Here is a 3,372-nt window from a genome sequence, read left to right as displayed (position 1 = left end):
CTGACACACCGCTATCGCGAGCAGGCTCACTCCTACGGGGATTGTGTGTTGTTTCGCGCTCTTTATTTCAAAGGTGATCCCATGTTCCTCATCGCTTTCCTGGGCGGCATTTTGACCGTCCTCAGTCCCTGCATCCTGCCGGTCGTACCGTTCCTGTTCGCAGGGGTCAAACGTACCCGTTCCTCCATCCTGCTGACCCTCGGCGGCATGGTCCTGACCTTTGCCCTGATCTCCAGCCTGGCCGTGGTCAGCAGTGAGTGGGTGGTGCAAGCCAACAACACCGGTCGCCAGGTCGCGCTGATCGTGATGGGGCTGTTTGCCGTGTCGCTGATCTCTGCCCGGGTCGGTGACTTGATGGCCCGTCCATTCGTGGCGCTTGGCAATCGCCTTGACCCCGACAACCGCAACCTGTCCGGCCCTTTGAGTTCGGTGATGATCGGTGTCGCTACCGGCCTGCTGTGGGCTCCCTGTGCCGGGCCGATCCTTGGCGTGATCCTCACCGGCGCCATGCTGCAAGGCGCCAATGCGCAGACCAGCCTGTTGCTGCTGGCGTACGGCCTTGGCAGCGCATTATCGCTGGGCACCTTGATCTTCGCTGGTCGCGGGCTGGTCAATCGCTTGAAAGTGTCGATCCCGTTCACCGGGTGGCTGCGTCGAGGTACCGGTGTTGCGGTGCTGGCTGCGGCGGCGGTGATTTCCAGCGGTGCCGATAAAGCCCTGCTGGCCGGCACCTCGTCCGAAGGCGTCAGCAGCCTTGAGAAAGGCGTGCTGGAAACCGTGCCGAAAGTGGTCGATTACTTCGTCAGCAAAGTGAAGGCCGATACGATGGACAACGCCAAAGGCGCCATGCCGTCGCTAAACGGCGCCGTCGAATGGCTCAACTCGCCAGCCCTGACCAACGAATCGCTGAAAGGCAAAGTGGTGCTGGTGGATTTCTGGACCTACGACTGCATCAACTGCCAGCACACGCTGCCGTATGTGAAGGACTGGGCCAAGAAGTATGAGAAGGACGGCCTTGTGGTGATCGGCGTGCATACCCCGGAGTACGGTTTCGAGCGCATCATCGACAACGTCAAGGATCAAGTGAAAAAGCTCGGAATCACCTACCCGGTGGCCATCGACAACAACTACGCGATCTGGCGCAACTTCGACAATCAGTACTGGCCCGCGCATTATCTGATCGACGCCAAAGGGCAGGTGCGTTACACCCACTTCGGTGAAGGCAGCTACGACACACAGGAGAAGGTGATCCAGCAGCTACTGGAAGAGGCGAAAGCCCCGGCTGCATAACCGATCAAATCAATGGCCCACAGGCTACGCGCCCTGGGCCATTGTTTTGTTCGCCTGATTGCGCCGCCACGCCGCCGGGGGTGCACCGAACTCACGACGAAAGGCCCGGCTGAACGCTGTATCGGTCTGGTAACCCACTTCCTCGGCAATGCGCATCAGTGAGCTGTTACTGCTGCGTAACAGATTGGCCGCGAGCAACATCCGCCATTGCGTCAGGTATTGCATCGGCGAACTCCCGACCAATTGCTGGAAGCGTTCCGCTAACACCGATCTTGAGGTACCGGCCGTACGCGCCAGCTCATCCAGCGTCCAGGCGTGACAGGGCTTTTTGTGCAGGGCGTTCAACGCGCCGCCGACAATCCGGTCACCGACCCCGGCCAGCCAGCCGGTACGCCCTTCGCCCTGTTCGTTCATGTACAGGCGCAGCACTTCGATGAACAACACCTCGGCCAGTTTCGCCAGCACACCTTCGCCACCGGGCCTTGGCGAGTGGGCTTCGGCCAGCGCATAACGCACCGAAGATTCCAGCCAAATGCCGGCATTCGAGCCGCGCACGTTGACCCGGACCACCGCCGGCAGCCCTGTCAGCAACATGCCGGCCAACCGCGTATCGCACGCCAGATAACCGCACACCAACCGTGTGACCGCGCCGCCACCGCCATAACTCAACTGCCGTGGACGCCGCGCCAGCACCACGTCCAGCCGCGCACCGGTAGCGGGCGGCAGCCCCGGTTTAGAACACATGCGATGGGCGTGGCCTTGGGGGAAAACCACCACATCACCAGCCATCAGTAGCAACGGCGGATCGTCACCGAGTTCGACGTAACACTCACCCTCGGTGATCAAGTGAAAAATCACCACGCGTTCGGCACCGGGTTCCAGGAACGGTGCTGCCGAGTCAGCGCTGGGCGATTGATAGCACCAAGGCGCAGTGAACCGGGCATTGATGAAAATCGCGCCGACCAGGCGCACGACACGCAAGGTTTGTGAAAGGGCGTCCATGGGAGTTTCCCGGTGTATGGATGCAGTTGATTGTGAGCCTGTCGTGGTCCCGCGCCCAACCTCCGGACGATCGGACAAGGTTGGCCGACGATCGGGCAGGACGCTGGCCTGCGCGAGGGCGATAGTTGCTCAACGGGGCCGATCCCGACTCTGTTATCAATAACAAAAATTAGAGGTTGCCATGCCAAAGTTCGTCATAGAACGCGAGATCCAGGGCGCTGGAACACTGTCAGAGCGCGATTTGAAAGCCGCTTCGCTAAAGTCCTGCAATGTGTTGCGCGAACTGCCAGAAGTGCACTGGCTTCAGAGTTACGTTACCGGTGACAAACTCTACTGCGTGTACATCGCACCCAACGAAGCGCTCATCAAAGAACACGCCACCCGCAGTGGGTTCCCGGCCAACCGTATTTCCCAGGTGACGGGCATTATCGATCCCACCACGGCGGAATAGGCCGAGGTCGCGTTGCAATCCTTACGGAGCAGACTTAATGAGTACACCAATTGATCTCACTGCCCTGAAAAACCGCCAAATGACCTCTTGGGCCAGCGGCGACTACGCCGTTATCGGCACCACGCTGCAGATCGTCGGCGAGCAGCTTGCCGAAGCCTGCGACCTGCTCTGTGATGAGCGGGTGCTGGACGTCGCCGCTGGCAACGGCAATGCGACACTCGCCGCCGCACGCCGAGGCTGCAAAGTCACTTCGACCGACTACGTGGCCGCGCTGCTGGAGCGTGGCGAAGACCGGGCCAGGGCAGAGCGCCTGGACGTGACCTTCCAGGTGGCCGATGCCGAAGCATTGCCGTTCGAAGACGCGAGCTTCGACGCGGTGCTATCGACCTTCGGCGTGATGTTTACCCCCGACCAGCCCAAGGCTGCCGCCGAACTGGCGCGAGTCTGCCGCCCCGGTGGGCGGATCGGCCTGGCCAACTGGACGCCGGAAGGCTATGTCGGGCAGATGTTCAAGACCCTTGGCCGGCACCTGCCACCCCCGGCGGGGGCACAACCGCCGTCCAATTGGGGCACGGAAGCCTGGCTGCATACACACTTCGATGAACGCGACTTTCTGGTCCAGGTGACGC

General features: G+C 61.2%; 4 protein-coding genes. 3 read left to right on the top strand and 1 reads right to left on the bottom strand.

Features of this window, described 5'->3' with window-relative positions:
* Positions 1–81: 81 nt before the first annotated feature.
* Complete coding sequence (locus tag AC1DRJ_RS22140) at positions 82–1,290, top strand: cytochrome c biogenesis protein DipZ (protein WP_477804020.1); 1,209 nt, start codon at positions 82–84, stop codon at positions 1,288–1,290.
* A 24-nt stretch (positions 1,291–1,314) separates the two neighbouring features.
* Here the strand turns inward: AC1DRJ_RS22140 and AC1DRJ_RS22135 are convergent, their stop codons facing one another.
* Positions 1,315–2,292, bottom strand: a complete 978-nt coding sequence (locus AC1DRJ_RS22135) for an AraC family transcriptional regulator (RefSeq protein ID WP_477804019.1) — start codon at positions 2,290–2,292, stop codon at positions 1,315–1,317.
* 181 nt (positions 2,293–2,473) lie between these two features.
* Here AC1DRJ_RS22135 and AC1DRJ_RS22130 point away from each other — a divergent pair, with 181 nt between their 5' ends.
* Both AC1DRJ_RS22130 and AC1DRJ_RS22125 read left to right on the top strand, forming a co-directional pair.
* A complete protein-coding gene (locus AC1DRJ_RS22130) occupies positions 2,474–2,743 on the top strand; it encodes a DUF4242 domain-containing protein (RefSeq protein ID WP_477804018.1) in 270 nt (89 codons plus the stop codon).
* A 37-nt stretch (positions 2,744–2,780) separates the two neighbouring features.
* Positions 2,781–3,372: class I SAM-dependent methyltransferase (locus AC1DRJ_RS22125; RefSeq protein ID WP_477804017.1), on the top strand; the 592-nt coding region annotated here is incomplete at its 3' end.

The sequence above is a fragment of the Pseudomonas sp. P5_B2 genome (assembly GCF_056400445.1).
This window is presented reverse-complemented; position numbering and strand designations above follow the sequence as displayed.

Excerpts from the sequence above, each read along its gene's own strand:
- AC1DRJ_RS22140 (WP_477804020.1), top strand. The coding sequence starts at position 82 with ATGTTCCTCATCGCTTTCCTGGGCGGCATTTTGACCGTCCTCAGTCCC.
- AC1DRJ_RS22135 (WP_477804019.1), bottom strand. The coding sequence starts at position 2,292 with ATGGACGCCCTTTCACAAACCTTGCGTGTCGTGCGCCTGGTCGGCGCG.
- AC1DRJ_RS22130 (WP_477804018.1), top strand. The coding sequence starts at position 2,474 with ATGCCAAAGTTCGTCATAGAACGCGAGATCCAGGGCGCTGGAACACTG.